Origin of the sequence: Aeromicrobium phoceense (genome assembly GCF_013868155.1) — a bacterium.
Taxonomy (GTDB): domain Bacteria; phylum Actinomycetota; class Actinomycetes; order Propionibacteriales; family Nocardioidaceae; genus Aeromicrobium; species Aeromicrobium phoceense.
In genome coordinates this window covers 540,963-567,341 of the sequence record NZ_JACEOG010000001.1, presented here as the reverse complement: position 1 = coordinate 567,341, position 26,379 = coordinate 540,963, and the positions used below count along the sequence as shown (strand labels likewise).

The window sequence follows — 26,379 nt, the reverse complement described above, 5'->3', positions numbered from 1 at the left end:
CGCCGAGGTCCGCCACCACGACAATGAAGGTGATTTCAACTTCACCGCCCGACGGGCCGGTGACCTTCGACGAGTGACAGAAGAGGCGACCATGTCCACCACGCCCGAGATCATCTGGCACCCGGACCCCTCGGTCGAGACCGAGCTGCACCGCTTCACCGCCTGGCTGCGCGATGAGCGAGGCGTGGACGTCCCGACCTACGACGACCTGTGGAACTGGTCGGTCACGGACATCGAGGGCTTCTGGCACGCCATCTGGGACCGCTTCGAGGTGGGCCCCCCGGTCGATCGCGCCGACGTGCTTCCCGAGGAGGGAATGCCGAGCCCCGTCTGGTTCCGTGGGTCGCGCGTGAACACCGCCGAGTTCCTGTTGCGCCCGCGAGCCGAGGGGTCGTCGACCGCCATCGTCACCGTGGGCGAGGACGGCTCGGCGGAGACGGTGTCGTGGGACGAGCTGCGTCGTCAGACCGCCAACCTCGCTGCGACCATGCGCGAGCTCGGGGTGAACCGCGGCGACGTGGTCGTGGGCTACCTGCCGAACGTCGCCGAGGCGCTGATCTCCTTCCTCGCCACCGCTTCGCTCGGCGCCCTGTGGGCCGGCGTCGGACAGGACTATGCCGCGCAGGCTGCCACCGATCGCTTCGCCCAGCTCGAGCCGGTCCTGCTGATCGCGGCCGACGGCCACCTCTTCAACGAACGTGAGCGGGACCAGCGTGAGGCGGTTCGCGAGCTGCGGTCCAGCCTGCCGAGCCTGCGTGGCGTCATCGGCGTGACGCGACTGGGACCCGGCCTCGACGATGTCATCGACTGGTCCGACGCGGTGGCCACCGACGTTCCGTTCGAGCCGGTGGACACCGACTTCAACGACCCGCTCTGGGTCCTGTTCTCCTCCGGGACGACCGGCCTTCCCAAGGGAATCGTGCACTCGCACGGCGGAGTCGCGGTCGAGCAGGCGAAGTCCGGCAACCTGCACTGGGACATGGGTGTCGACGACGTCTACTTCTGGTACACCTCGCCGAGCTGGGTGATGTGGAACTCACTCGCGGGTGCGCTCGGCACCGGCACCACGGTGGTGTGCTTCGACGGGGCTCCCAAGCCCACCGGGGACTCGTCGTTGTGGAAGATCGTCGCCGACCACCAGGTCACGATCTTCGGCACGAGCCCCGGCTTCCTGATGATGTCCCAGGACGCGGGGGTCCGGCCTGCGGCCGAGCACGACCTCTCGCAGCTGCGGATGATGGGCAGCACCGGTTCGCCCCTGGCGCAGCGTTCCTTCGCCTACGTCCGTGACGAGGTCGGGCCCATCCCGCTGTTCTCCCAGTCCGGTGGCACCGACGTGTGCGCGTCCTTCGCGATGGGCGCTCCCACGGTGCCGATCTGGTCGGGTGAGCTCTCGGTGCGCGGGCTGGGCATCGCCACCGCCGCCTGGGACGACGACGGCCGACCCGTGATCGACCACGTCGGCGAACTCGTCGTCACCCGGTCGATGCCCAGCATGCCCCTGCGCTTCTGGAACGACCCGGACGGCGCCAAGTACCGCGCGGCGTACTTCGAGACCTTCCCCGGCGTGTGGCGCCACGGTGACTGGATCACGGTCACGGATCGGGGCACGGTCGTCGTCCACGGGCGCTCCGACTCCACCCTCAACCGCAACGGAGTGCGGATGGGATCCGCCGACATCTACGCGGCCGTCGAGTCGATGGACGAGATCGTCGAGGCTCTGGTCATCGGTGCGGAGGAGGCCGACGGCGGGTACTGGATGCCGTTGTTCGTGGTGCTGCAGGACGGCACCGAGCTCGACGACGCCCTGGTCGAGACCATCCGCACCCGGATCAGGGAGAAGGCCTCCCCGCGTCACGTCCCCGACGAGGTCATCGCCGTCCGCGGCATCCCCCACACCAAGACCGGCAAGAAGCTGGAGGTGCCCATCAAGCGGCTCATCCAGGGAACGGCCATGGACCAGGTCGTCGCCCGCACCGCGGTCGACGACTTCAGCCTGATGGAGGAGTTCCAGGACCGTGCCGAGCGTCGCCTGAAGCAGGTGGCCGAGCGCGGCTGAGCCGAGCCCGCCCGGGCATGGGTCAGTCCGGCGAGACGATCAGGTACTTCTCGCCGGTCTGCTTCCGGACGTACTTCGCCAGCACCTCCGGCTGCAGGGCCTCGGTCAGCGTGATGCGGTGGGCGTAGTCGCTGACGAACAGCGTCGTCAGCTCGTCGACCACCCGCCGGCGCAGCCGTTGCTCGACCTCCGGACCCGCCGCGGCCAGGAACGGCATCAGCAGCCAGCCGCCGCAGCTCCACGACATGCCGAAGGTGCGAGTCAGGACCGTCGGGCCCAGGTCCAGGCCGCCGTAGATGTACACCTGCTTCTTCGCGTCCGAGCCGTAGCGGCTGTACGTTCCGTCACCGCGCCGGTTGATCCCGACCTCCATCGCGTGCAGGATCTGGCCGGCCAACGTCCCGCCACCGATCGCGTCGAAGGCGATCGTCGCGCCGGTCGTGGTGATCGCGTCGGCCAGCGCCTCGTCGAAGTCGTCGGCCGTGCTGTCGAGCACGTGCGTGGCGCCCGCCTCACGCAGGAGCGCCACCTGTTCCTGGTTTCGCACGATGGCGACCAGGTCGATTCCGTCGGCCAGGCACACGCGCAGCAGCATCTGTCCGAGCGTCGACGCAGCCGCGGTGTGCACGATGGCGGTGTGGCCCTCGGACCGCATGGTCTCGACCATGCTGAGGGCGGTGAGCGGGTTGACGAACATCGCTGCGCCATCGGCCGCCGTGGCACCGTCCGGCAGGACGCTGCACCCGGAGGCCGGCACGACGCAGTACTCCGCGTACATCGCGAGTCCCATGGCGCCGACCTGCTTGCCCAGCAGATGGGTGGCGTTGACGCCCGCCGCCACAACCGTCCCGGCACCCTCGTTGCCGACCGCGAGGGACTGGTCGAGCCGCGCCGTCACGGCGGTCATTCGCTTCGTCGGAACGTGTGCCGTGATGACGGGTCGGTCGGGGGTTCCCGAGGCCTGCATCGTCGACAGGTCGGCCGGGCCGATCAGCAGACCGAGGTCAGAGGGATTGATCGGTGCCGCCTCGACCTTGATGACGACCTCGTCGGGTCCGGGATCGGGCACCGTGACCTCCTCGAGCTCGAGCCGCAGCTCTCCGCCCGCGGTGATCGTGCTGCGGAGCTCGAGGCCCGTCAGCGCGGTCATGAGATCGAACCGTGGGCGGGGGCGGAAGGGGTCCGTGCTCGTGTCATCACTGCGCCTCGTTCGGTCGAGATCGATGGGTGTCCTCCGTCGAGGCTAGTACCCGGGCCGGGAACTCGAATGTCGTCAGGGATCTGGGTGACCGTCCGGCGTGAGTCCTACACTGCCGACATGCCTGCCGACGTTCTCTGGGAGCCCGCACGCACCGGCGACACCGCGATCGAGCGCTTCGCCTCCTGGATCGCCGCCACCCGGGGCGTGGACGTGTCCGACTACGACGCCCTGTGGCAGTGGTCGGTCGACGACCTGGCCGGCTTCTGGGGCGCGTGGGTGGAGTACCTCGACCTGCCGCACGACGGCAGCCCCGAGCCGGTGCTGCCGGACGCGTCGATGCCCGGCGCCCGGTGGTTCCCCGAGCTGCGGCTGAACTACGCCGAGGCGATGCTGCGAATGCCCGGCCGTGCCGACGACGACGTCGTGGTGGTCGCGCGGTCGCAGAGCCGCGACGAGGTCCGGCTGACAGCCGCCGAGCTGCGCGACCAGGTGGCCCGGGCACGTCAGGGCCTGCTCGACGCCGGCGTGGAGGCCGGCGACCGCGTGGCGGCCTACGCCCCGAACATCCCCGAGACCTTCGTCCTGCTGCTGGCCAGCGCCAGCCTCGGCGCGGTGTTCTCCTCCTGCGCCCCCGAGTTCGGCACGCAGAGCGTCATCGACCGGTGGCAGCAGATCGAGCCCGTCGTGCTGCTCGCCGTCGACGGCTACCAGTACGGCGACAAGGGGATCGATCGGCGCGAGCAGGTGGACACCATCTCGGCCGCGCTGCCAAGTGTGCGGACGATGGTGTGGCTGCCGTACCTCGACGAGGCCGCGCCCGCGCCCGAGGCGGCGATCACGTGGGAGCGGTTCACGAGTCGCTCCGGCCCGCTGCAGTTCGAGCGGCTGGCGTTCGACACCCCGCTCTACGTGCTCTTCTCCTCGGGCACCACAGGCCTGCCGAAGCCCATCGTGCACGGCCACGGCGGCATCACGATCGAGCACCTCAAGGCGCTCATCCTGCAGAGCGACCTAGGACCGGACGACCGGTTCTTCTGGTTCTCCACCACCGGCTGGATGATGTGGAACTACCTCGTGTCCGGGATCGGCGCGGGCGCCACCGTGGTGATGTTCGACGGCAACCCGGCCCACCCGGACCTCGGTGCGCTGTGGCAGATGGCCGCCGAGGTGGGCGTCACCTACTTCGGCACCAGTGCTCCCTTCCTGCTGCAGTGCCGCAAGGAGGAGCTGCACCCTGCGCAGGTCGCCGACCTCTCGGCACTGCGCGCGCTCGGGTCCACCGGTGCGCCGCTGCCCGAGGCCGGGTTCCGCTGGGTGTACGACCAGTTCGACCCGAAGGTGCAGCTGGCCTCGGTCTCGGGCGGCACCGACACGTGCGCTGCCTTCGTCGGCGCCGCGCCCATCGTGCCGGTCTACGCGGGCGAGATCTCGTGCCGGTCGCTGGGCTGCGACGTCGACTCCTTCGACGAGTCGGGCCACCCCGTGCGCGACCAGCTCGGCGAGCTCGTGATCAAGCAGCCGATGCCGTCGATGCCGGTGGGCTTCTGGGGCGACGACGACGGCTCGCGCTACCGCGCGGCCTACTTCGAGGACTTCCCCGGCGTGTGGCGTCACGGCGACTGGATCAACCTGACGTCCTACGGATCCTGCACGATCACGGGCCGCAGCGACGCCACCCTCAACCGCGGCGGCGTGCGGCTGGGCACCTCGGAGTTCTACTCCGTCGTGGAGTCGATGCCCGAGGTGGCCGACAGCATCGTCGTGCACCTGGAGGACACCGAGGGCGGCGCCGGCCGGCTGCTGCTGTTCGTGGCACTCGTGGAGGGCACCGTGCTCGACGACGACCTCACGAAGCGGATCGCCGTCGAGCTGCGCACCAAGCTGTCGCCGCGCCACGTGCCCGACGAGGTGCACCAGGTGCGCGGGATGCCGCGCACCCTCTCGGGCAAGAAGCTCGAGGTGCCGGTGAAGAAGATCCTGCGCGGCACCCCGGTGGACGACGCGGCGGCCAAGGGCGCGCTGCAGAACCCCGAGGTCCTCGACGACTTTGCGAGGCTTGCCGAGCAGGTCGAGTAGGGAGGGCGCTCAGCGCCCGAGCGTATCGAGACCCGGTCAGGTGATCTCGATACGCCCGCTCGTTCCTCGCGGTGCTACTCGATCACCGGCCCGGCGATCTCGATACACGGGCTCGATCACCGGCCCGGTGATCGAGTAGCCGACGAGCGCAGCGAGGCGGCGTATCGAGATCAGACGAGCAGTTCGGCGATCTGGATCGTGTTGAGCGCGGCACCCTTGCGCAGGTTGTCGCCGGACACGAACAGCACGAGGCCCTTGTCGCCGTCGAGCGACCGGTCCTGCCTGATCCGGCCGACGAGGCTCTCGTCGCGGCCCGCCGCGTCGAGCGGGGTGGGCACGTCGGCCAGCTTCACGCCGGGCGCGCCCGCGAGGATCTCGGTGGCCCGCTCGGGGGTGATGTCGTGGGCGAACTCGGCGTGGATCGACAGCGAGTGACCCGTGAACACCGGGACTCGCACGCACGTGCCGGCCACCCGCAGGTCGGGCAGGCCGAGGATCTTGCGCGACTCGTTGCGGAGCTTCTGCTCCTCGTCGGTCTCGAACGAGCCGTCGTCGACGATCGAGCCGGCCAACGCGATGACGTTGAACGCGATCGGCGCGACGTACTTGACCGGGTCGGGGAAGGAGATCGCGTGACCGTCGTGGGTCAGCGCATCGGCCTTCTCGACCGTGGCGAGGGCCTGCGAGTGCAGCTCCTCGACACCGGCCAGGCCGGATCCGGAGACCGCCTGGTAGCTGCTGACGGTGAGGCGCACCAGGCCCGCCGCGTCGTGCAGGGGCTTGAGCACCGGCATCGCGGCCATCGTGGTGCAGTTCGGGTTCGCAATGATGCCGCGACCGCGCGCCGACTCGCCGGCGGGGATGTCGTGCGGGTTGACCTCGCTGACGACCAGCGGGATCGCCGGGTCCTTGCGCCACGCCGACGAGTTGTCGATGACGGTGACGCCGGCCTCCGCGAAGCGCGGGGCCTGGACCCTGCTCATCGTGGCGCCCGCACTGAACAGCGCGATGTCGAGGTCGGAGACGTCCGCGGTGGCGGTGTCCTCGACGACGATCTCCTCGCCGCGGAACGGCAGCGTCTTGCCGGCCGAGCGGGCCGAGGCGAAGAACCGCACCGAGTCGGCGGGGAAGTTCCGCTCCTCGAGCAACTGGCGCATGACGGTGCCGACCTGGCCGGTCGCACCGACCACTCCGATGTTCGTCATCGTCCGGTCCCTCCGTACACGACTGCCTCGGTGTCCTCGGCGCCCAGGCCGAACGCCTCGTGGGCCGCGTTGACGGCGGCGTCGACCTCGTTCTCGCCGACGACCACCGAGATGCGGATCTCGGAGGTCGAGATCATGCCGATGTTGACGCCGGCCGACGCGAGTGCCTCGAAGAACGTGGCCGTGATGCCCGGCTGCGAGCGCATGCCCGCGCCGACGATCGAGACCTTGCCGACGCTGTCGTCGTACTGGAGTCGCTCGAAGCCGATCTCGTCCTTCAGGCGCGCCAGCGCGGTCATCGCGGTCTGGCCGTCGTCGCGGGGCAGCGTGAACGAGATGTCGGTGAGCGCCGTGGCGGCGGCCGACACGTTCTGGACGATCATGTCGATGTTGATCCGGGCCTCGGCGAGGGCGCGCAGGACGCCGGCGGCGTAGCCGACCTTGTCGGGGACCCCGACGACGGTGATCTTGGCCTCGCTGCGGTCGTGGGCGACCCCGGAGATGATGGCGTGCTCCATCGCCTTGCCTTCTTCCGTGTACGTGCTGACGTCTTCGGTGCCCACGACCCAGGTGCCGGTCTTGTCGCTGAAGGACGACCGCACGTGGATGGGCATGGAGTTGCGGCGGGCGTACTCGACGCACCGCAGGTGCAGGATCTTCGCGCCGTTCGCGGCCATCTCGAGCGTCTCCTCGTAGGAGATCGCGGGGATGCGCGTGGCGGTGGGGACGATGCGCGGGTCGGCGGTGAAGATGCCGTCGACGTCGGTGTAGATCTCGCAGACGTCGGCGTTCAGCGCCGCGGCGAGCGCGACGGCGGTGGTGTCCGAGCCGCCGCGGCCGAGCGTGGTGATGTCCTTCGTGGTCTGCGAGACGCCCTGGAAGCCCGCGACGATCACGATCGCGCCGTCGGCGATGGCCGACTGGAGGCGACCGGGCGTGACGTCGATGATCTTGGCCTTGCCGTGCACGTCGTCGGTGAGGACGCCGGCCTGCGAGCCGGTGAAGCTGCGGGCCTCCTGGCCGAGGGTCTCGATCGCCATCGCCAGCAGCGCCATCGAGATGCGCTCGCCGGCGGTCAGCAGCATGTCGAGCTCGCGGCCCGGGGGGAGGGGGGAGACCTGGTTGGCCAGGTCGATCAGCTCGTCGGTCGTGTCGCCCATCGCGGACACGACGACGACCACGTCGTGACCGGCCTTCTTGGTCGCCACGATGCGTTGGGCGACTCGCTTGATGCTGGTGGCGTCGGCCACCGACGAGCCGCCGTACTTCTGCACGACGATGCCCATGGACATTTCCTTGCTCTGGAGGGACTGCAGGCGCAGTGGGATGACGCCACGCTGCGCCTGGACCAGTCTAGCCCCTGCGCTTCGAGGGACCGGGGCACTGTCCGGGCGCTGGACCGGGGAGCAGCGGCCGTCAGCCGACCGCGGTGCGGCCCTCGAAGGCGCGCCCGAGGGTGACCTCGTCGGCGTACTCGAGGTCGCCGCCGACGGGCAGGCCGCTGGCGAGCTTGGTGACCTTCAGGCCGATCGGCACGAGCATGCGCATGAGGTAGGTGGCGGTGGCCTCGCCCTCGAGGTTCGGGTCGGTCGCGATGATGACCTCGGTGACCATGCCGTCCTGGAGCCGGCCGAGCAGCTCCTTGATGCGCAGCTGGTCGGGGCCGATGCCGGCGATCGGGCTGATCGCGCCGCCGAGCACGTGGTACCGGCCGCGGAACTCGCGCGTGCGCTCGATCGCGATGACGTCCTTGCTCTCCTCGACGACGCACAGGACGGTGTCGTCGCGGCGGGGGTCGGCGCAGATGCGGCACGTCGTGTCGACCGTGACGTTGCCGCACACCGAGCAGAAGAGCACCTTGGTCTTGGCGTCGACGAGGGTCTGCGCGAAGCGCTTGACGTCCTCGGGGTCGGCGTCGAGCAGGTGGAAGGCGATCCGCTGGGCGCTCTTCGGGCCGATGCCCGGCAGTCGTCCGAGCTCGTCGATGAGGTCCTGGATCACGCTTTCGTACACGCCGCCAGCCTAGTCGCCCGGGCCAGCCGCACCGGGCGACACGTGGCCGAGTCCGGCCGCTGTCAGTGCGCCATCTTCAGGCCGATGATGCAGCCGATCAGCCCGCCGATGAGCAGGATCTTCGTGAGGGAGACCGGCTCGGTGCCGGTGAGCATCGCGTAGCCCACCGTCCCCACGGCGCCGATCCCCACCCAGACGGCGTAGGACGTGCCGACCGGCAGGTCGCGCATGGCCCACGCGAGCCCGCCCATGCTGATGACGAGGGCACCGAGGAAGACCAGCGACGGGCCCAGCTTCGTGAAGCCCTCGCTACGGCCCAGGGCGGTGGCCCACACGGCTTCGAACACTCCCGAGACGACCAAGACGAACCAGGACATGACACTCCTTCGTGGCCGTCTTGTCGCGCTCCGGGTACGACTCCACTCGTCCGGCGGCCTGAGGGGCCGTGACCCCATCCTCTCAAACCGGCGCGGACGCGGTGCCCCGGCGCAGGAACGTGGCCAGCAGGTCGTGGCCGCGCGAGGTGAGGATCGACTCGGGGTGCACCTGGACGCCCTCGATCGGCAGGGTGCGGTGGCGCAGCCCCATGACGATGCCCGAGCCGGTGCGCGCGGTCACCTCGAGGGTCGGTGGCAGGTCCTCGACGACGAGGGAGTGGTAGCGCGCGCAGACCAGCGGCGACGGCAGCCCGGCGAAGACTCCGGCGCCTTCGTGGTGGACGAGGGAGGACTTCCCGTGCACGACCTGCTCGGCGCGCACGACGCGAGCACCGAAGACCTCGCCGATCACCTGGTGGCCGAGGCAGACGCCGAGGACGGGGACGTGGCTCCCGAACCGGCGCACCACCTCGGCGCTGATGCCCGCGTCGGCAGGGGTGCCGGGACCGGGTGAGACGACGACGTGCGTGAAGCCGCCGGTGAGCAGGTCGTCGACGGAGGCGGCGTCGTTGCGCACCACCTCGGTCTCGGCGCCCAGCTCGCCGACGTACTGCACCAGGTTGAACACGAACGAGTCGTAGTTGTCGACGAACAGCACGCGCGGGCGTCCGGGAAGCGACGGATCTGTCGACCTTCCGGTCGCCGGGGCGGCACCCGGGTGCCAAGATCCGTCCCGCGCGGCGGCGTGCGCCTCGGCGAGACGGGCGGTGAGGGGTCCGGCGGGCCACGCGCCGACGCCCTCGCACGAGGTGACCGGCACGATCCCGCGCAGGGCATTGGTGGCGAAGACCTCGGTGGCCGCGGCGAGGTCGGCGGTGGTCAGGCGGTGCTGGAAGACCGGGACACCCAGCCCGAGCGCCAGCTCGATCACCCGGGCCCGCGTGGTGCCGGGCAGCACGCGGCCGTCGAGCGCGGGCGTGTGCAGCCCGTCGTCGAGCACCGCGAAGACGCTCGCGCGCCCGGTCTCCAGGACCGATCCGTCGGCGTCGATCAGCAGCGGCTCACCTCGCTCGGTGGCGGGCACGAGGCTGCGGTCGACCCACTTGTGCTGACCGAGTCCGCCCGGGACGACGCGTGGCGCGAGGTCCCACGACGGGGGAGTCCCGTCGAGGGGAGCGGTGGACATCGAGACCCGGACGTCGTCGTCGGCCGGGACGGCGTCGATGCGGAGCCGGTGGCGCCCGGTCAGGCCCGCGACGCGGCGTCGCACCGCGTCCTCGAGCCCGGCGCGCACCGTGGTGCCGTAGACGGCTCGGACGCTGGCGTCGAGCCGGGCCAGGTGGGCGTCGAGGTCGAGGGCCCGGTCGTCGTGGACGAGCAAGGTCTCGAAGACGCCGCGGCTCAGGTCGGCCGGCTCGGCGGGCTCGCGGACGGCGGGTTCGGGAGGCGAGGTGGCGTCGTGGTCGGTGGCGACGAGGTCGAGGCGGCCACCGATCGCCGTGATGAGCGGGCGCGCCTTGACGAGGCACTCGGCGTACTCGTCGTCGGGGTCGGAGTCGGCCACGATGCCGCCGCCGACGCCCAGCCACACGCGCCACTCGCCCCGCGCGTCGCGGGCGAACTCGAACGTGCGGATGACGACGTTGAGCTCCATTCCCGCCGTGGCGCTGACGTGCCCGATCGCGCCCGTGTAGGCGTCGCGCCCGGTGGCCTCGAGCTCGGCGGCGATCTCCATCGCGCGCACCTTGGGAGCGCCCGTGACCGAGCCGGGCGGGAAGGTGGCACGCAGCAGGTCGCCGTCGCCCACCCCCGCCGGCAGGTGCCCGACGACGTCGGAGACCAGGTGCCAGACGGCGTGGCGCTCGAGCCGGTTCAGCGCGGGCACGCGGACCGAGCCGGGCACGGCGACGCGGCCCAGGTCGTTGCGCATGAGGTCGACGATCATGACGTTCTCGGCGCGGTTCTTCGCCGAGGCCTCGAGATCGCGGGGGTCGGCGCTGAGGGGGGCCGTGCCCTTGATGGGCGAGGTGAGCACCTCGTCGCCGGTGCGGCGCAGGAACAGCTCGGGCGAGAGGCTGGCGAGCACGCCCTCCGGGGACGAGACGTACGCGGCGTAGGCGGGGCGGAGCGTCTCGACGCCGGCGCAGAACGCGTCGAGCGGGTCACCGTCGAACGGCGCCTCGAGCCGGGCGCACAGGTTGACCTGGAAGATGTCGCCGGCGCGGATGTGCTCGAGCGCGCGACCGACGGCGGCTCGGTGCTCCTCAGGGCTGGGAGTCATGGCGAACGTGCCCGCCGTGAAGGCGCCGGGCTTCCCCGGGGTGGAGATCGCGCGCAGGAGGGCGTCCACCCGCGCGGGCGCGGGCTCGCCGAGCGACTCCAGCCACCACACGCCGCGCACCCGACGCAGGACGAGGTCGTAGAAGCCGACGCGGTGATCCGGCTGGGGGATCGGGCGCGGGGGTCCCTCGGAGAGGTGCTCCACGTGCCGGCCCAGCCGGTAGCCCCACGCCCCGATCCAGCCGCCGCCGAAGCCGTCGAAGTCGTGGCGGGGGAGGTCGACGTCGTCCCAGTCCTCGAGGAGGCGCACCGGCTCGCAGGCGACGAGCGCCTCGCCCTGGTGCCAGGCTCCGATGAGCGCGACGAGACGGTCGCGACCGCGCAGTCGTCGCACGACCTCCGTGGGCGACGCGTCGAGGTCGAGGCGCCGGCGTACCGGCGCGGGCGGCTCAGCCGTGGGTGGTCTCGTCAATGATCTCGGCTCCGAGGTGCTCGGCCAGGAGCGCCTCGGCGTCCTGCGAGCCGTCGTCGACCACCGGGTCGTCGGGATCGACCCCGGCGTCGGGGTTCAACCGCTCGACCGGCACCGGGCCCTGCCGCAACGCCTCGCGCACCGACTCGGGCACACGGGACTCCTGCGGGACGGGGGCCGCCTGCGGCACGGCGGCCGGCGCACCGGGGGCGGAGCCGGTGGGCGAGGCCGACGGGTCGACGATCGCCTCGAGGCGCCACTGCACGGCCATGACGTCGGACAGCGCCTGCTGCACGATCTGGTCGGAGCCGCTCTTGACGAACGAGTCGCGGGCGCCGGTGTTCACCAGCGCGAGCGTGAGGGTGGAGCCGTCGAGCGAGGCGACCTGGGCGTTCTGGCTGAGCATGACCCACGTGAAGCGGCGCAGCTGCTGGACGCGGTCGAGCACCTGGGGCCACATGCGCCGGACGTCGGCGGTGGTGAGCTGGCCGGGCGTCGCGGGCGCCGGCTCGGCGGCCGGCTCCGGGGCGGGCTCGGGTGCTGCGGCGACGGGCTCGGGGGCGACGGGCTCAGGGGCGGCAGCTGGAGGAGCGGCCTGCGGTTCGGGAGCCTTCGGGGCGGCGGGCTCCGGCGTGGGTGCCTCGGCGGCGGGAGTCTCCGGTCGAGCCGGGGCCGGGTCGGTGGCAGGCGCGGGAGCCGCCGGAGCAGAGGGTGCCGACGCGACCGCGGGCGCCGGGGCGGCGCCGGAGAGGCGGCGCTCGAGCCGGTCGAGCCGGGCGTGGAATCCCTCGACCGAGTTGTCGGCACCGGGCACGAGGATCCGCGCGCACATCAGCTCGAGCATGAGCCGCGGCGCGGTGGCCCCGCGGAACTCGGTGAGGGCCGCGCTCACGATGTCGGCGGCCCGGGTGAGCTCGGTGGGCTCGAAGCCGGCGACCTGGCGCTGCAGCACCGCGGTGCGGTCGGCCGGGGTGTCGATCAGGCCCGTCTCGGCCGCGCCGGGGACGGCCTTGAGGATCACCAGGTCGCGGAAGCGCTGGAGCAGGTCCTCGGCGAAGCGGCGGGGGTCCTGGCCGGACTCGATGACCTTGTCCACGACCCCGAAGACCGTTGCGGCGTCGTCGGCGGCGAACGCCTCGACGGACTCGTCGAGCAGGGAGTCGGGCGTGTAGCCGAGCAGCTGGACCGCGAGGTCGTAGGTGATGCCGTCGGGGCCGGAGCCGGCGAGGAGCTGGTCGAGCACGCTGAGCGAGTCACGCACCGAGCCGCCGCCGGCACGCACCACGAGGGGCAGCGCCGTGGGCTCGAGGCCGACGTCCTCGCTGCGGCACAACTGGAGCATGTAGTCGCTGAGCAGCTTCGGCGGCACCAGCCGGAAGGGGTAGTGGTGGGTGCGCGAGCGGATCGTGCCGATGACCTTGTCGGGCTCGGTCGTGGCGAAGATGAACTTCAGGTGCGGCGGGGGCTCCTCGACCAGCTTGAGCAGCGCGTTGAAGCCCTGCGGGGAGACCATGTGGGCCTCGTCGATGATGTAGACCTTGTACCGGCTGCTGACGGGGGCGAAGAACGCCCGCTCGCGCAGGTCGCGGGCGTCGTCGACGCCGCCGTGGCTGGCCGCGTCGATCTCGATGACGTCGATGCTGCCGGGCCCGCCGCGAGCGAGGTCGCGGCAGCTCTGGCACTCGCCGCACGGGTCCGAGATCGGCGCCTTCTCGCAGTTCAGCGCGCGCGCCAGGATCCGGGCGCTCGTGGTCTTGCCGCAGCCGCGCGGACCGCTGAACAGGTAGGCGTGGTTGACCCGGTTGTTGGCCAGTGCGTGACGCAGCGGATCGGTGACGTGGTCCTGGCCGATGACCTCGGCGAACGTCTCGGGCCGGTAGCGCCGGTAAAGAGCCAGGGGTGCGTCCACGGAGACCACCCTAGACGCCCGTGCCGACAGCGGTGACCGAGTCGGTCCGCCCCACGGGCGTCAGGATCCGGTGAGCAGCGGGACCACCGCGTGGAGGTCCGGGGCGACGTGCGTGGCGCCGGCCTCGAGGAGCTCGTCGGCCGAGCACGGACCGGAGGGAACGCCGATGCCCGCGACCTCCGCGATCCGGGCGGCGTCCATGTCGTGCACGTGATCTCCGACGTAGGTGTCCGCGGCCTCGCGCACCAGGACCTCGGCCTTCTGCTCGCGCCACGCGTCGCCGATCACGGCGTCGTGCGGCAGGTCCAGGTGGTCGAGGTGCAAAGCGGCGTTCGGGCCCGCCTTCGCGGTGATGACGATCGCGCGCCCCAGCTCGCGGGCGGCGGCGAGCGCCTCCGCGGCGCCGGGCATCGCGAGGACGCGCGGGACGGCGATCTCGGGGTACATGGCGCGGTAGCGGGTGAACATCTCGGGCACGGCCTCGGCCGGGAACCAGTGCGCGAGCTCCCACTCGAGCGGTGGCCCCAGGCGCGAGACGGCCAGCTCGGCGTCGATGATCACCCCGGTCTGGCGCGAGAGCTCCTCGTACACGGCGCGGATCCCCGGGCGCGAGTCGATCAGCGTCATGTCGAGGTCGAACCCGATGGTGCGGGTCGGGGTCACGGGATCCAGCGCTCGAGCCACTCACCCGTGAGCCGGTAGGCCGCGGCGCGCGGCTCGTCGTTGGAGAGGTAGACGTCATGGCGGGCGTTTCGGACCACGAGCGAGGTGACGTCGCCGCCCAGGCACCCGGCCCAGCGGCCGATCTGCCGCACGTCGAGCACCGCGTCCGACGTGTCGGTCTTCTCGTGGTGCTGGAAGCTGAACCACGAGCGGTGCGAGCGCAGCACGAGCGAGGGCACCCCGATGTCGAGGCCGCGGTGCAGGGCCGCGTGCCCGCGCCGGACCGCCGTCAGCCAGCCGTACGTGACGGGGAACCCGGCCAGCGGCTTCCACGCGAGGTCGTAGTCCCACAGGCCGCCGTGCTCGCGGTAGAGGCTCACGCCGTAGGCCTCGGCCAGCGGCAGCTTCATCCGGTCCTTGGGGCGCACCTTGGAGAAGGCGCGGATCGCCTGCGTGCCGATCGAGCGCATCCACGCCGCGCCCTGCAGGTCGAACCACGGGCTGTTCAGGACGAGGCCGGCGATGCCGCGGCCGCGGGTGCCGCCGGGCTCGAGGTTGAGGCGGTCGAGCCACAGCGGCAGCACGAGGCCGCCGGTGGAATGCGCCGACAGCACCACCGGGACGTCGGGGACCTCGCTGCGCACGGTGCGCAGGGTCTCGTTCAGCTCCTGGTCGTACAGCGCGAGGTCGGAGACGAAGTGCGGCGTGTGCCCGTCGCCGAGGGAGCGCCCGCACTTGCGCAGGTCGAGGGAGTAGAAGGCGTAGCCGCGGTCGGCGTAGAACTCGGCCAGCTCGGTCTGGAAGAAGTAGTCGCTGAAGCCGTGGACGTAGACCAGCGCGGCCCGCGGGGTGCCCTCGAACCGGCGCCGGACCAGCGTCGCGGTGATCGGGCCCTCGCCGTCGGGATCCTCGCCCAGGTCGATCGTCCGGCGCTCGTACGGGTCGCCCAGGATGTCCTCGGTCCAACCGGTCATGGGGGTCCTCCTCGATCCTGGCGTGCCGGACCCACGATAGGGGGGTGCGGCCGCCGGGTCCGGCGAACGTGCGACGTCCGACTGCTCTCCTAGACTCCTCGTGACCCGTCGGTGGGGCGACATCGGGAGGCAGGCTGTGGAACGCGCACACGACGACCCGGCTCATGCCCGGTCCGTCACGGTGGAGGCATGACCACCTCGGCCCCGCAGACCCTGCGGATCATGGACCTCGCCCTGAGGGCGGGCGAGATGCTGCTGTCCAACGGGGCGGGCACGGCCGACGTGTCCGCGACGATGTCGTCGATCGCCCGCCATTTCGGCCTGCGCGGCACCTACGTCGACGTCACCCACATCATGCTGACGATGGTGCACGACCAGCAGCTCGACGAGCCGCCGCTGATCCTGCGACGCAACGTGGTGCGGCGCGAGACGGACTTCGAGGACGTCACGGCGATCGACCGGCTGGTGAGCGACCTGCTGAACGACGAGATCGACCTCGACGAGGCGCGCTCGCAGCTGGCCGCGATCTCCACGAGCGGTCACGCGCGGCCTCGGTGGGTCGTGATCGGCGGGGCCGGCCTCGTCGGCGCCGGGGTGGCGATGATGCTCGGCGGAGCGGCGATCGTCACGGTGATCGCGTTCCTCGCCGCGGTGGTGATCGAGTACGTGCGCCGGCCGCTCGAGGTCCGGCGCCTGCCCGACTTCTACATCCAGGTCGTCGGGGGCCTGTGCGCGTCCCTCATCGCCGTCACGGCGGCGGCCGCCTCCGTACCCTCCCCGCCGTCGCTGGTCATCGCGGCCAACATCGTCGCGCTGCTGGCCGGGCTCGGTCTCATGGGCGCGATCCAGGATGCGCTGACCGGCTACCACCTGACGGCCGTGGCGCGCCTGCTCGAGGTCGTTCTGGCCACGGGCGGCATCGTCGCGGGCGTCTCCGGCGGCCTCATGGTCGGCCGGATGCTGGGCGTCGACCTGGGCTCGGGCACGAGCTGGCCCGACCTGTCGCACCTGCCCTTCGTCACGATCGGCGCGGGCCTCGCGGCCGCCGGCTTCGCCGTGCAGACGTACGCCCCGTGGACGTCCGTCCCGGTGATCGCCCTGATCGGCGCCGGTGCGGGAGCCCTCTCGGCCGCGATGTTCGAGAACAACATCGATCGGCCGTGGGCCGCCGGGATCGCGGCGTTCCTCATCGGCGTCGTCAGCTACCCGGCGTCGCGCGCCCTGAGGATCCCGGCCCTCGTCCTCGTGGTGCCCGCCATCGTGCCGCTGCTGCCCGGCCTGACGATCTACCGCTCGCTGGCCCAGCTGGCGGAGGAGAGCCTCTCGGGCATCTTCGCGGGCATCACGGCGATGGCCGTGGCGGTGGCGCTCGCCGCCGGCGTCATCCTCGGTGAGTATGCTGCGCAACCGTTGGGACGCGAGACCCGACGCCTCGAACGCCGCCTGTCCGGACCCCGCCTCGTGGGGCCCTTCCGTGCCAAGTCGAGGCGGAAGTGACTCGCTGGTGTCAACGGCAGTTGCACAGTATTCTCAAGACTAAGCAAGCGCTTAGTGCGAAGGGGCACTCATGAGACTTCAGTTGTCAGCCGAGGACCAGGCATTCCGCGAGGAGATGCGTGAGTTCTTCACCACCCAGGTGCCGCAGGACATCCGCGACGCCGTGATCAACCGCGGTGAGATCACGCGCGATCAGATCGTGCGCTCGCAGCAGGCCCTCAACGCCGGCGGCCTCGCGGTGCCCGGCTGGCCCGTCGAGTGGGGTGGAAAGGACTGGACCCAGCTCCAGCGCCACATCTGGCACGAGGAGATGCAGCTGGCCGGCGTCATGCCGCCGCTGGCGTTCAACGCCTCCATGGTCGGTCCGGTCATCGCGACCTTCGGCTCGCAGGAGCTGAAGGAGCGCTTCCTGCCGGCCACCGCCAACCTCGACATCTGGTGGAGCCAGGGCTTCTCCGAGCCCGACGCGGGATCCGACCTCGCGGGCCTGCGCACCACGGCCGTCCGTGACGGCGACGAGTACGTCGTCAACGGCCAGAAGACGTGGACCACGCTCGGCCAGTACGGCGACTGGATCTTCACCCTGGTCCGCACCGATCCCGATGCGCCCAAGAAGCAGATGGGCATCAGCTTCCTGCTGATCGACATGAAGACCGAGGGCCTCACCGTTCGCCCGATCGAGCTGATCGACGGCGGCCACGAGGTCAACGAGGTCTTCTTCGACAACGTGCGCGTCCCCGTGGAGAACCTCGTCGGCGAGGAGAACAAGGGCTGGACGTACGCCAAGTTCCTGCTCGGCAACGAGCGCGTCGGCATCGCCCAGGTCGGCGCCAGCCAGCTGCACCTGTCCACGGCGAAGGCGAAGGCCAAGGAGTACGGCGTCTTCGACCAGTACGCGTCGCGGATCGCCGACATCGAGAGCCAGCTCACGGCGCTCGAGCTCACCGCACTGCGCGTGGCCGCCGGCTCCTCCGGCGACAAGCCGCACCCGGCCTCGAGCGTGCTCAAGATCAAGGGCTCGCAGCTGACGCAGGCCGTCTCGGACCTGCTCGTCGACCTCGAGGGTCCCGCGGCTCTCACCAGCCGCGACACCCGCGTCTTCCTCAACAACCGCAAGGTGTCGATCTACGGCGGATCCAACGAGATCCAGCGCCAGATCATCGCCGGCACGATCCTGGGACTGTGACATGGACTTCACCATCGATTCGGAGCAGAAGGCTCTCGTCAAGGCCGTCCGCGGTCTGATCACCAACGTCTACGAGTCCTCCGAGGCCCGCCGCGAGGTCACCAAGACCGATCCCGGCTTCGCCGCGTGGGAGAAGCTCGCCGAGATGGGTGTGCTGAGCCTGCCGTTCGAGGCCAGCCCCGTCGAGGTCTCGCTCGCCGCCGAGGAGCTGGGCAAGGTCATCGCCCCCGACCCGTTCGTCGAGGCGATCGTCCTGGCCGGCGGCCTCATCGACGCGCTGGGCACCGACGAGCAGAAGAAGCAGTACGTCGACGCCGTCGCCGGTGGCGAGGTCCTGCCGATCCTGGCGTGGATGGAGCCCGGCAAGCGCTGGTCGACCCAGGCCTCGGTGACGTTCGCCGACGGCAAGCTCAACGGCGTCAAGTCGCCCGTGGTCCAGGCCGAGCGGGCCGACCTCCTGCTGGTCACGGCCGCGCTGCCCGAGGGCGGCACCGGCGTGTTCCTCGTCGAGGGCGCCACCGCGGTGGAGACCGCCATCACCAACGACGGCGGCCGCGCCGCGACCGTCACGTTCGGCGACACCCCGGCCGTCCAGCTGGGCGAGGGCGGCGACCAGACCGCCGCGATCGAGACCGCTCTCGACCGGGCGCGCATCGCGTACGCCCACGAGGCCCTGGGCGCGATGGAGACGGCGCTGACCACCACGGTCGGCTACCTCAAGACGCGCAAGCAGTTCGGCGTCACGCTCAACACGTTCCAGGCGCTCAACCACCGTGCCGCCGACATGTACGTCGCGCTCGAGCTGGCCCGCAGCACCATCACGTGGGCCACGATCGTCGCGGCCGACGAGGCCACCACGCCCGAGCAGCTGGCCACCGCGGCCTCGCACTCGGCGTTGCAGGTCAGCGTGGCCGGTCGCCACATCGGCCTCGACGCGATCCAGCTGCACGGCGGCATCGGCATGACCGCCGAGTACTCGGTCGGTCACTACGCCAGCCGCCTCATCGCGATCGAGCACCTGATCGGCGACGGCGAGTTCCACCGGGCGCGCCTGGCCGCCCAGGTCGGCGACCACGCGGTCTTCGACCCGATCGGCTGATCACCGCTCTCACGAGAAGACCCGCCGGCCCCCAGGGGCCGGCGGGTCTTTCGTCTGAGAGCCGGTGATCGAGTAGCAGGGCGAGGAACGAGCTCGCGTATCGAGATCAGCCGGCCACGGGGCGGTCAGGGGACCCGGTGGGTCCATTCGCTGGTCGAGAACTTCTCGTCCACCCGGCGCTTCGCCTCGGCCAGCTCGGCCTCGGTGTACTCCGACTCGTTCGTCGCGTACCGGCGGCGGAACGTCTCGAGGAAGCTGTCGAGGATCGCCTCGCGGGTCAGGCCGGTCTGCGAGCGCATCGGGTCGACGCGCTTGTTGGCCGAGCGGGTGCCCTTGTCGCTCATCTTCTCGCGGCCGATCCGCAGCACCTCGGTCATCTTGTCGGCGTCGATGTCGTACGCCATCGTGACGTGGTGCAGCACCGAGCCGCCGGCGAACCGCTTCTGCGCGGCGCCGCCGATCTTGCCCTGGTCGCTCGCGATGTCGTTGAGCGGCACGAAGTGGGCCCGCACGCCGACCTCGGCCAGCGCCTCGATCACCCAGTCGTCGAGGAACGAGTACGAGCGCTCGAAGCTCAGCCCCTCCACGAGCGAGCCGGGGACGACCAGCGAGTACGTGATGCAGTTGCCCGGCTCCATGAACATGGCGCCGCCGCCGGAGACCCGGCGCACGACGTCGATGCCGTGCTTCGCGGCACCCTCGGCGTCGATCTCGTTGACGTAGCTCTGGAACGAGCCGATCACCACGAGGGGGCTGTCCCAGTCCCAGATGCGGAACGTGGCCGGCCGGGTGCCCTCGGCGACCTCGCGGCCGATGACCTCGTCGAGGGCGACGTGCATGGCCGGGTCCATCGTCACCGGGCCGATGACGTCGAAGGTGTGGTCGTGCCAGCCGGTGGCCTTGCCGAGCGCCCGGCGGACGGCGATGCCGACGGCCTCGGGCGTGAAGCCGATGAAGGCCGTGTCAGGGCCGACGGCCCCGGAGATCGAGGACGTGAGCTGGTCGACTGACGCGTCGACCGAGAGACCGGTCAGGGCGGCGTTGACGTCGAGGAGGGCCTCCTCGGGCTCGAGGAAGAAGTCCCCCGAGACGCTGACGTCGACGAGCCGGTCGTTCTGGACTTCGAGGTCGACCGCGACGAGCTTGCCGCCGGGGACCTTGTATTCACCACGCATGTCCGGTTCAACACCCCCGGACGGCGGATGCTTCCGCCGGTCGAACCGGACCTGCGTGGTGAGTGGTTCAGCGAGCCGGCGGCAGGTCGTCGCGGCGCGTGTCGCGCACCGCGTGGTCGCGTCGGCTGTTGACGATCAGGCTCAGCACGATGCCCAGGGCACCGGCCGCGATGCAGATGTAGCCGACCATGGTCAGATCGACGCCGTTGATGGCGTCGGTCACCGCGAACGCGAGAATCGCGCCGATCGCGATGAGAGCGATGGATCCACCGAAGTACATGTCAGGTCCCTTCCCTCGATGACGGCCGGCGCGGATGCGACGACCGTTTCGGTCGGGAATGACAGTGCCACGGTTCCGAGGTGTCCGCATTCTGAGCCGCCGTGACGACATCGGGACGGCGGTCGGGGTGCTGTAAGGTCCCGCCTTGGAATGCACTCACATGTGCACTATTCTGCACATACGCGAACCACCAAGGAGCCCACATGACGACCACCCTGCCTCCGTTCCATCTCGCCCTTCCCGTCCACGACATCGAGGCCGCGCGCCACTTCTACGGCGAAGTCCTCGGCTTCGGTCGCGGACGCTCGGCCGACCGGTGGACCGACTGGAATGTCGACGGCCATCAGGTCGTCACCCATCAGGTCGACGATCATCGGAACGCGGTGGCCGGGACGAATCCCGTGGACGGCCACCAGGTGCCGGTCCCACACTTCGGCCTGGTGCTCGACGTGGAGCGGTTCACCGAGCTGGCGGAGCGTCTCCGCGCTGCGGACACGGAGTTCGTCATCGAGCCCTACGTCCGCTTCGAGGGCGAGCCGGGCGAGCAGTGGACCATGTTCTTCCTCGACCCCTCCGGAAACGCCTTGGAGTTCAAGGCCTTCCGTGATCTCGACCAGCTGTTCGCGGTGTGACCGGAGCCGTGGACTCCCCGCGTCCGACCGATCCTGCGGACGGTGACGGCGAGCTCAACCAGGAGTTCCTCGTCCTGGTCGGGCGCCGCATCCGCGAGGCTCGCAACGAGCTCCGTCTGACGATGCAGCAGCTTGCGGACCAGTCCGGCATCAGTCGCCGCCTCCTGACCCAGATCGAGCACGGTCAAGCCAACCCGAGCCTGGTGGCCATCACCCGGATCGCCCGCCAGCTGGGCACGGACTTCACGACGCTGCTGGCACCCGACGACTCGGCCGCCGCACTCGAGTCCGTCAGCGCTGCGGACCACGTCCTGGTGTGGTCGACGTCCGGAGGGAGCTCGGCCCACCTCCTGGTGGCGTCCAGCGGCAGTCGAACGGCAGACCTCTGGTCGTGGACCCTGCAGCCGGGGGACTCGTACATCGGCCGGGCCGATCCCGACGGATCCCAGGAGCTCTTCCACGTGCTCGAGGGAGAGCTGACGATCGGCGTCGACGGCGACCGCCACGCCCTCGCCGCGGGGACATCGTGCCGGCTGCTCAGCGACCGTCCCTACGAGTACGCCAACGACTCCAGCGAGCCCACGCGGTTCATCCGCACGGTCGTGCTCGCAGCCCGCGCCTGACGCGTCACCCCGACGGAGTCCATGAGCGACGATGGCCCGCACCGGTGAGGTGCGGGCCATCGCTTCTTGACGCTCGTGGCGGAGACAAGCCTCCGCCCTGGAGCCTTGGGAACACACCAGCGGGCGGCACGCTGGTGCGCGCCGCCCGCTGGCTTGTGACGTCGGTGGCGGAGGATAGGGGATTCGAACTGTTCATCGCGGGGTTGCGCGAAGAATCGAAGCATGACGACAACGCCCAGAAACGGAGGGAAAAGAGCTCGCTGCCGCAACGGAGAGATTCATCTGGATTCGTAGATCTACACCGTCGGTAGCACCTGAGTTAGCACATGGGAGCGAAGCGGAAGCCTGCGCCGCAGCGAGGGAATGCGGCGGGCCCGGAGCCCGACTCTTGGCGATGCACGATGCGTCCAGCGGATCAGCGCAGCTTATCGAAGATTCTCCGGAGGTGGACAGTCGTAGCCGAAGAGTTCAGACCGCTGCGGCAGAGGGTGTTCGCGCGCCGGCCGCTCGAACGCCGCACCAACACGTCCCACTTTCGACCAGACGGGTCGACGCAGACGTAAATCATCTGAGCATCGTGCCTACGAACGGCCGTCCAACAGCGGTCGTGCCCCACGTGGTCCAAGTGCGCAGCCGACGAAGGTTCAACTCGCCAGATGTCCGCGTGGGCAGTTGCGTGCTTGGCGAGCGCAGCGCTGAATTCTGCGACCGTTCCGTACCGGTCCGCTGGCTTGGGCGCAGTGGCTTTCCGTACCACCTGCGCGAGGCCGAGGCTGACGTGAGGAGCAACGTCTCGCACATCTGGCATCCCGGCTGTGACGGCTTCCCTAAGAGCTTTGAAGTCACCCAGGGCGGCCAACGAGAACGGCAGCGACCCGGTCAGCATCGCGTAGAGGGAGAGGCCGGCGCTGTAAATGTCCGAACTTCTCGTGCACGAACCGCCCTTCAGGACCTCCAGTGCTCTGATGTCCGGGTCGCCGTGCGGGTTGCCGGTATCGTCGGGTGCCATTAGTGCCGCACAGCCGAAGTCTCCCAGCTGGGCGTCGCCTGTCCCTCCGATGAAGATGTTCGCCGGCTTCACGTCGCGGTGAAGAATCCTCCGATCGTGGCACAGTTGCAGGCCTCGCAACGTGCCTCGGATCAGGTGCACTGCCCGGGCAGGCGCCATCCCGAGCGGCTTCATCTCATCGGCAGCGGTACCTCTGGTAGCTAGCGCTGATGCAATGTACGGAACGTCGATCGCGAGGTCGGCGTTGCTGACCCGCAGGATGTTGGGACTCTCAAGCTCGGTGAGGCGTCGAGCTTCTTGCCAAGCGTCGTCCGGCTGGGTGCTCGAGAGGATCTTCAGAGCGACCACTTGGTCTCGGTGCCGGTCCTTGGCGCGCCAGACCTCGCCGTAGGCGCCGTCTCCGAGACGCGCTTCGATCAGGTACCTGCCGGCGAACAGGTCCCCCACCACGGCCGTACTGACGGAGTTCACTCCGGAAGAGTACGGTGCCGGAATGGCGCTTGTGGTCGGAGTCACCGTAAGAATCAAGCACGGTTGTCCCGTGCTGCGCGGAGTGGTTATCGACGAGGCTGACCAGATGGCGGTCTCGAGGCGCTTCGAGTACGCGACAACTGCCGGGACGGAACCCGAGGTTCAGTTGCTCGATCTTGTGCAGGCGTTGTCCTCGCAACTTCAGGTACACCCCATCCGTGCTGCCGCGTTGATGGAGGCCGGGTTCGCGGCACGCGCCGGTCTGACGAAGGAAACGAAGCTACGGCTACGCGGTGAGGGTGCAGCAGTCGGTGTGTTGCGTGGGGCAACACACCTCGTCACGTTGGGCGACAAGCGTGTGCTCGGAAATGTGGTTGGCCTGAGAGGCCCCGAGTTGATTATGAAGGGCAAGGCACTGGCGGGCGCGGCTGATGCGGACGCCGCTGGGGCTGCCTTCGTTGCTTGTGCCCTCTGAACTCCCCGGATCGTGGAGACCGGGCCCTACGCCGCAACGTACACGGCGTCTGCCGCTGCGAGCCCGAACGCCTCAACGAGTCCGAGCTCGTTTGTCCCCAGGACAGGAAAGAGAATGACGACACCCACCCAAGTCGCGCCAGCTTCGAGCGCTCGTTCGATAGCGGCTCGGACCTGGTGTCCCGAGACCGCAACCGTCTCGACGAGTAGTAGTTTGTCGACTTCTCCTGCCCAGAGATGGTCCATCGAGACAAGTTGAAGGTCTGGGTTCAGAAGCGTTGCGGCTGCGAGAGGACCGGCAGCGTGCTGTGACACGGACGCGACGCTGGAGCATCCGAGGCTTATCGCGGCGTCTGCGATCCTTTGAGAGGCGTCGCGTAGGCCGTCAGGGGTGGCGAGGTAGCGAAGGTGTCCCTGCCCCTCGAGCACCCGGCCGGCAAGGGACCGGGGGGGCACGATCGTGCGCGCGGCAGAATGAAGCAAGGTCATCTTGGCCTCTTTCGTGGCGTGTAACGCGTGACGTAGTTCGCGTCACCTACACTATTGTGATGCAGGGGCAGTTCGCTGATGCTAGGAGCGTGTCTGCCGCGTTGTTCAACAACGCGGCGTTCTCGGAGGTGCTGGCGTCTGCCCACATCTTGCTTGCAGCCCCCGACGGAACGGTGACGACGAGGCAGGTGGCTGCCGCGATCGGCCGTTCCGACAGCGTCGTGCGGCCGGTTTTGCTCCGTCTTGTTGCGGCCGGCTTGCTCGTCGATGAGGGCTCGAAAGCAGGTCGTGGACCCCGCCCCTTCGCCCGGGGTCGCCCAGAATTGTGGAAAGAGCTTCTCAGAGTGGTCTCGGTCGTGTCCGGTGCACCGGTTGACCTGCTCGACGTTGCCCCGTCCCCGTAACTTCGTCTGAGGAGAGTCACACCCGATCCGCTGGCTGTCACCCACAAGCCAAGTAGTCACGCTGGCGGTCTACGACGGTGCCTGCGCGCGCGCCTGCTTCGCCAGAGCGTGTTGACGTATGTTCGTGGACCCTTCATCTGCATCTGAGCCATCTGGGTGCTGATGTTGAACGTAGCGGCCACCGTGGCGTTGTCGGCCCGGCGGAACGCGAGCTTCTTGCAGGCGGCCTTCGGTGCTAGAAGTTTGGCCGGACATAAAGAGGGCCAGCTTCTCTACGGTCGTGCTGCACAGCCTGTCGTGGTCTGAAGCAGAGGACTCCCTCGGGGAAGACAGCGAGTGGTGGCTCATCTCGTGCGCCACGCTCGATCGTCGTCGGACGGTATGGTGGCTGTCGTTCTCGACAATGATCCGGCTTCGACCGACAGGGATCAGGGCGGCGGACCCCCGCATAGACTTGTGGTCTGGAAGTGCTCAATGGTCGCGTCGGGGCCGTTCGTCCTCGACAAGGGCGGTGATTGGGTACACCGGGATGCCCCCACTTGCCCGCGAGGAGGCAGGGGTCCAAGGGTCCATCAATCCGAAGCCAAGGGCTTGGCGCTCTTCCGCGGCGATCTAGGCCATCTCCTTCTGGTCCGTTTCGGGTTCATCGTTCCCGATGTTCAACGAGGTCACCATTCTCGTGAACGCCGCGGTGTCTGGGGTGTGCCCGCCAGGACCTCGATTGACAAGGCGTTTGCGGCGGAGCATGGTTACGCGCGTATCCACAAGGGAGAAAGTTCATGAAGCGATTCGTAGTGCTGGCGTCGATTGCGCCCTTATTGCTGATCCCCGCCGGCGCTGTCGCGCTGCCGAGCGGGTTGCCTTCACCAGATGACTCGGTGACCGAGCTGGAAGCGAAGGACGACACCGTCGTTACCTCCATCCCAGACGGAGTCAGCCTCGACGACATCCGGACCGCGGAGAACACAGAAAAACTGACCACAGCGCTGCACGACATCCTCGGATACGAAGCATCGCTGCAAGCAGGCAGCGACCCCTCCACCGTGGTCCTCAACTGGAAGGGCGAAGTTCCTGCGGAACTCGCTGAACTACAGCAGAACCCTCCCGCCGGGACCGAACTGATCATCCGCAAGTCCAAGTACTCAGAAGATGAACTGAGAAAGGCTGGAGCCGCCCTCCTGCTCAACGCGCGGGCCAAGAGTGGTGAGCCCTTGATCGCGTACGTCACGCCCGCCGAGGACTTCAGCGGCCTCAAGGCAAGCGTTCGCGGCGAGGCCGACGACACGCGGTCAACCAACGAGCTGGAGGCTGACTTGGAACGGATCGCGGGGACTCCCGTCACGATTCGTAGCCGCCAAGCGTCAGTAACCGGCCTCGCCCGGCAGAACGACAGCTCCCCTTGGTTCGGAGCTGGAATTATGCGCAAAGACAGTACGAACTCGACTTGCTCTCTGGGAGTCGCCGCAGTGACTCCGGGTGGATACGGTCGGCTGATCTCTGCTGCTCACTGTGACCCAGGCGGCAACGCCGCATGGCGGACCGCGGCAGGCACCCTGATTACGTCAGGAGGCACCAACGTCACGGTACGTCACCCCTCTATCGACGCCATGCGAATCGATCCAGAGGGCGGAACCAGCCCCAAGGTCTGGTCCGGCGGCTACGGGAGTTCGAGTTCGCGATGAGTTACCGGCGCGGGAGGAAGTGCCGCCGGGGATGCGCTCTGCACTGGAGGCGCAAACTCCGGGGACCACTGCAACGCGCTAGTGACTGAGATGGGAGCCCAGATTCTGTGCCCTGGAGACTCGTCGAGC

At 69.5% G+C, this 26,379-nt stretch carries 22 protein-coding genes and 1 riboswitch; of the genes, 9 read left to right on the top strand and 13 right to left on the bottom strand.

Annotation, left to right across the window (positions count from 1 at the left end; genetic code table 11):
• The first annotated feature begins 91 nt into the window (after positions 1-91).
• Positions 92-2,059 carry an acetoacetate--CoA ligase gene (locus tag H1W00_RS02720; RefSeq protein ID WP_181753398.1) on the top strand — a complete coding sequence of 656 codons (1,968 nt, stop codon included), beginning with the start codon at positions 92-94 and terminating at the stop codon, positions 2,057-2,059.
• A gap of 22 nt (positions 2,060-2,081) precedes the next feature.
• Here H1W00_RS02720 and H1W00_RS02715 read toward each other — a convergent pair whose 3' ends face one another.
• On the bottom strand, positions 2,082-3,209 hold the full coding sequence (locus H1W00_RS02715) for a zinc-binding dehydrogenase (RefSeq protein WP_181753396.1): 1,128 nt from the start codon (positions 3,207-3,209) through the stop codon (positions 2,082-2,084).
• Between the two features lie 168 nt (positions 3,210-3,377).
• On the opposite strand from H1W00_RS02715, the gene H1W00_RS02710 reads away from it, so the two are divergent.
• Positions 3,378-5,336, top strand: a complete 1,959-nt coding sequence (locus H1W00_RS02710; protein ID WP_181753394.1) for an acetoacetate--CoA ligase — start codon at positions 3,378-3,380, stop codon at positions 5,334-5,336.
• 170 nt (positions 5,337-5,506) lie between these two features.
• Here H1W00_RS02710 and H1W00_RS02705 read toward each other — a convergent pair whose 3' ends face one another.
• The 8 genes from H1W00_RS02705 to H1W00_RS02670 form a co-directional block, all read right to left on the bottom strand.
• On the bottom strand, positions 5,507-6,541 hold the full coding sequence (locus tag H1W00_RS02705) for an aspartate-semialdehyde dehydrogenase (protein ID WP_181753392.1): 1,035 nt from the start codon (positions 6,539-6,541) through the stop codon (positions 5,507-5,509).
• The gene (locus H1W00_RS02700; protein ID WP_181753391.1) at positions 6,538-7,827 is read right to left on the bottom strand and encodes an aspartate kinase; all 1,290 of its coding nucleotides are present in this window, start codon (positions 7,825-7,827) and stop codon (positions 6,538-6,540) included. The genes H1W00_RS02705 and H1W00_RS02700 overlap by 4 nt, the downstream gene beginning before the upstream one ends.
• 130 nt (positions 7,828-7,957) lie before the next feature.
• A complete protein-coding gene (gene recR, locus H1W00_RS02695) occupies positions 7,958-8,554 on the bottom strand; it encodes a recombination mediator RecR (protein ID WP_181753389.1) in 597 nt (198 codons plus the stop codon).
• Between the two features lie 62 nt (positions 8,555-8,616).
• A complete protein-coding gene (locus tag H1W00_RS02690) occupies positions 8,617-8,931 on the bottom strand; it encodes a DMT family transporter (RefSeq protein ID WP_181753387.1) in 315 nt (104 codons plus the stop codon).
• Positions 8,932-8,939: 8 nt separating this feature from the next.
• Positions 8,940-9,005, bottom strand: a riboswitch (guanidine-III (ykkC-III) riboswitch).
• An 8-nt stretch (positions 9,006-9,013) separates the two neighbouring features.
• Entirely contained in the window at positions 9,014-11,605 is a 2,592-nt protein-coding gene (locus H1W00_RS17205) for a chorismate-binding protein (protein ID WP_181753385.1), read from the bottom strand.
• A gap of 55 nt (positions 11,606-11,660) precedes the next feature.
• Positions 11,661-13,622, bottom strand: coding sequence for a DNA polymerase III subunit gamma and tau (locus H1W00_RS02680; RefSeq protein ID WP_194956324.1), 1,962 nt, complete (start codon positions 13,620-13,622; stop codon positions 11,661-11,663).
• A gap of 30 nt (positions 13,623-13,652) precedes the next feature.
• Entirely contained in the window at positions 13,653-14,255 is a 603-nt protein-coding gene (locus tag H1W00_RS02675) for an HAD family hydrolase (RefSeq protein WP_338072805.1), read from the bottom strand.
• On the bottom strand, positions 14,252-15,229 hold the full coding sequence (locus H1W00_RS02670) for an alpha/beta hydrolase (RefSeq protein ID WP_181753381.1): 978 nt from the start codon (positions 15,227-15,229) through the stop codon (positions 14,252-14,254). Before H1W00_RS02670 ends, H1W00_RS02675 begins: the two co-directional genes overlap by 4 nt.
• 189 nt (positions 15,230-15,418) lie before the next feature.
• Here H1W00_RS02670 and H1W00_RS02665 point away from each other — a divergent pair, with 189 nt between their 5' ends.
• From H1W00_RS02665 to H1W00_RS02655, 3 genes are all read left to right on the top strand, one after another.
• Positions 15,419-16,726, top strand: a complete 1,308-nt coding sequence (locus H1W00_RS02665; protein ID WP_181753379.1) for a threonine/serine exporter family protein — start codon at positions 15,419-15,421, stop codon at positions 16,724-16,726.
• Positions 16,727-16,796: 70 nt separating this feature from the next.
• Positions 16,797-17,912, top strand: coding sequence for an acyl-CoA dehydrogenase family protein (locus H1W00_RS02660; protein ID WP_181753377.1), 1,116 nt, complete (start codon positions 16,797-16,799; stop codon positions 17,910-17,912).
• Position 17,913: 1 nt separating this feature from the next.
• Positions 17,914-19,011: an acyl-CoA dehydrogenase family protein gene (locus H1W00_RS02655; RefSeq protein ID WP_181753375.1), complete on the top strand. Its 1,098-nt coding sequence runs from the start codon at positions 17,914-17,916 to the stop codon at positions 19,009-19,011.
• Positions 19,012-19,136: 125 nt separating this feature from the next.
• Here the strand turns inward: H1W00_RS02655 and H1W00_RS02650 are convergent, their stop codons facing one another.
• Both H1W00_RS02650 and H1W00_RS02645 read right to left on the bottom strand, forming a co-directional pair.
• Complete coding sequence (locus H1W00_RS02650; protein WP_181753373.1) at positions 19,137-20,186, bottom strand: lipoate-protein ligase LplAB; 1,050 nt, start codon at positions 20,184-20,186, stop codon at positions 19,137-19,139.
• 67 nt (positions 20,187-20,253) lie between these two features.
• A complete protein-coding gene (locus tag H1W00_RS02645) occupies positions 20,254-20,466 on the bottom strand; it encodes a DUF6458 family protein (RefSeq protein ID WP_181753371.1) in 213 nt (70 codons plus the stop codon).
• 203 nt (positions 20,467-20,669) lie between these two features.
• Between H1W00_RS02645 and H1W00_RS02640 the strand changes: the two genes are divergently transcribed.
• Together H1W00_RS02640 and H1W00_RS02635 are read left to right on the top strand one after the other, a co-directional pair.
• Positions 20,670-21,098, top strand: coding sequence for a VOC family protein (locus H1W00_RS02640; RefSeq protein ID WP_181753369.1), 429 nt, complete (start codon positions 20,670-20,672; stop codon positions 21,096-21,098).
• Positions 21,099-21,106: 8 nt separating this feature from the next.
• Positions 21,107-21,721, top strand: coding sequence for a helix-turn-helix domain-containing protein (locus H1W00_RS02635; RefSeq protein WP_181753367.1), 615 nt, complete (start codon positions 21,107-21,109; stop codon positions 21,719-21,721).
• A 415-nt stretch (positions 21,722-22,136) separates the two neighbouring features.
• Here H1W00_RS02635 and H1W00_RS02630 read toward each other — a convergent pair whose 3' ends face one another.
• Positions 22,137-23,201 carry a serine/threonine-protein kinase gene (locus tag H1W00_RS02630; RefSeq protein ID WP_181753365.1) on the bottom strand — a complete coding sequence of 355 codons (1,065 nt, stop codon included), beginning with the start codon at positions 23,199-23,201 and terminating at the stop codon, positions 22,137-22,139.
• A 22-nt stretch (positions 23,202-23,223) separates the two neighbouring features.
• On the opposite strand from H1W00_RS02630, the gene H1W00_RS02625 reads away from it, so the two are divergent.
• Positions 23,224-23,676: a hypothetical protein gene (locus H1W00_RS02625; protein ID WP_146826485.1), complete on the top strand. Its 453-nt coding sequence runs from the start codon at positions 23,224-23,226 to the stop codon at positions 23,674-23,676.
• Positions 23,677-23,702: 26 nt separating this feature from the next.
• Here the strand turns inward: H1W00_RS02625 and H1W00_RS02620 are convergent, their stop codons facing one another.
• Positions 23,703-24,164, bottom strand: coding sequence for a hypothetical protein (locus H1W00_RS02620; RefSeq protein ID WP_181753363.1), 462 nt, complete (start codon positions 24,162-24,164; stop codon positions 23,703-23,705).
• Positions 24,165-25,347: 1,183 nt separating this feature from the next.
• Here H1W00_RS02620 and H1W00_RS02610 point away from each other — a divergent pair.
• Positions 25,348-26,250: a chymotrypsin family serine protease gene (locus tag H1W00_RS02610; protein WP_181753361.1), complete on the top strand. Its 903-nt coding sequence runs from the start codon at positions 25,348-25,350 to the stop codon at positions 26,248-26,250.
• Positions 26,251-26,379 lie beyond the last annotated feature (129 nt).

What these genes read in the sequence shown, in the direction of transcription:
- H1W00_RS02625 (WP_146826485.1), top strand. Translation starts at nt 23,224, where the DNA reads ATGGCGCTTGTGGTCGGAGTCACCGTAAGAATCAAGCACGGTTGTCCC.
- H1W00_RS02710 (WP_181753394.1), top strand. Translation starts at nt 3,378, where the DNA reads ATGCCTGCCGACGTTCTCTGGGAGCCCGCACGCACCGGCGACACCGCG.
- H1W00_RS02720 (WP_181753398.1), top strand. Translation starts at nt 92, where the DNA reads ATGTCCACCACGCCCGAGATCATCTGGCACCCGGACCCCTCGGTCGAG.
- H1W00_RS02655 (WP_181753375.1), top strand. Translation starts at nt 17,914, where the DNA reads ATGGACTTCACCATCGATTCGGAGCAGAAGGCTCTCGTCAAGGCCGTC.
- H1W00_RS02620 (WP_181753363.1), bottom strand. Translation starts at nt 24,164, where the DNA reads ATGACCTTGCTTCATTCTGCCGCGCGCACGATCGTGCCCCCCCGGTCC.
- H1W00_RS02700 (WP_181753391.1), bottom strand. Translation starts at nt 7,827, where the DNA reads ATGGGCATCGTCGTGCAGAAGTACGGCGGCTCGTCGGTGGCCGACGCC.
- H1W00_RS02640 (WP_181753369.1), top strand. Translation starts at nt 20,670, where the DNA reads ATGACGACCACCCTGCCTCCGTTCCATCTCGCCCTTCCCGTCCACGAC.
- H1W00_RS02705 (WP_181753392.1), bottom strand. Translation starts at nt 6,541, where the DNA reads ATGACGAACATCGGAGTGGTCGGTGCGACCGGCCAGGTCGGCACCGTC.
- H1W00_RS02690 (WP_181753387.1), bottom strand. Translation starts at nt 8,931, where the DNA reads ATGTCCTGGTTCGTCTTGGTCGTCTCGGGAGTGTTCGAAGCCGTGTGG.
- H1W00_RS02610 (WP_181753361.1), top strand. Translation starts at nt 25,348, where the DNA reads ATGAAGCGATTCGTAGTGCTGGCGTCGATTGCGCCCTTATTGCTGATC.
- H1W00_RS02650 (WP_181753373.1), bottom strand. Translation starts at nt 20,186, where the DNA reads ATGCGTGGTGAATACAAGGTCCCCGGCGGCAAGCTCGTCGCGGTCGAC.
- H1W00_RS02665 (WP_181753379.1), top strand. Translation starts at nt 15,419, where the DNA reads ATGACCACCTCGGCCCCGCAGACCCTGCGGATCATGGACCTCGCCCTG.
- H1W00_RS02660 (WP_181753377.1), top strand. Translation starts at nt 16,797, where the DNA reads ATGAGACTTCAGTTGTCAGCCGAGGACCAGGCATTCCGCGAGGAGATG.
- H1W00_RS02670 (WP_181753381.1), bottom strand. Translation starts at nt 15,229, where the DNA reads ATGACCGGTTGGACCGAGGACATCCTGGGCGACCCGTACGAGCGCCGG.
- H1W00_RS02645 (WP_181753371.1), bottom strand. Translation starts at nt 20,466, where the DNA reads ATGTACTTCGGTGGATCCATCGCTCTCATCGCGATCGGCGCGATTCTC.
- H1W00_RS02715 (WP_181753396.1), bottom strand. Translation starts at nt 3,209, where the DNA reads ATGACCGCGCTGACGGGCCTCGAGCTCCGCAGCACGATCACCGCGGGC.